Below are 857 nucleotides of genomic sequence, written 5' to 3'. Positions count from 1 at the left end.
CTGCTCGCTTTCGTCGTGCTCTACCTCGTCGGTTTCGATCAGGGCGCGATCTCCCGCAGTGGCATGTACATGCACGAACTGATGCACGACGGCCGCCACCTGCTGGGCCTGCCATGCCACTGACCGACACACACGGCCCGACGCTGCAGGGCACCTTCGTCCAACTACTGGTCCGAGGTCTGCTCGCCGGACTCCTCGCAGGCCTGCTCGCCGGAGCAGTCGCCTACGTCGTCGGTGAACCGCACATCGACTCGGCCATCGCCATCGAAGAAGCAGCCGGTGCCGACGACCATCACACCGGAGCCGATCCCACCGAGGCCGCCCCTGCCGCACATTCACACGGGGACGAGGACCCGCTCGTCAGTCGCGACGGACAACGCGTCGGGCTGTTCCTCGCCACCGGACTCGCAGGCCTGGCCCTGGGCGCGATCTTCGCCTCGGCACTGCACTACGGGCGACGCTTCAGCTCCCTGCCGGGATCGGTACTGGCCCTGGTCGGGGCCGGTGCCGGATGGGTGGCCATCGAAGCGGTGCCGTTCTTCAAGTACCCGGCCAACCCGCCCGCGGTCGGCGATCCGGAGACCATCACCCAGCGCACCTGGCTGTGGCTGGCGTCGGTGGTTCTCGGTGTGCTGGCCGTCGCGATCGGGATCTACGTCGCCAAGGTGGTCGCGTCGCAGCATTCGGTGGCGATCCGCGTCGGCGCGCCGCTGCTCGCGTTCCTGGTTGTGGTCGGGATCGGGTACGCGCTGTTGCCCGGTGTGAACGAGGTCGGCTCGGACTTCCCCGCCACCCTGCTCTGGGAATTCCGACTGTCGTCCCTGGCCACCCAGGCGACCCTGTGGCTGACTCTGGGA

Annotated in this window: 2 protein-coding genes; both read left to right on the top strand. The window is 68.3% G+C overall.

From position 1 onward, the window contains the following. On the top strand, positions 1–123 hold a 123-nt coding region (locus tag CH276_RS25200), incomplete at its 5' end, for a CbtB domain-containing protein (RefSeq protein ID WP_141214781.1). Further along, positions 114–857 (top strand): CbtA family protein (locus CH276_RS25195; protein WP_094629711.1); only part of this gene is annotated, 744 nt, incomplete at its 3' end. The genes CH276_RS25200 and CH276_RS25195, both read left to right, overlap by 10 nt.

Source organism: Rhodococcus sp. 06-470-2 (assembly GCF_002258235.1).
Lineage (GTDB): Bacteria > Actinomycetota > Actinomycetes > Mycobacteriales > Mycobacteriaceae > Rhodococcoides.
This window is presented reverse-complemented; position numbering and strand designations above follow the sequence as displayed.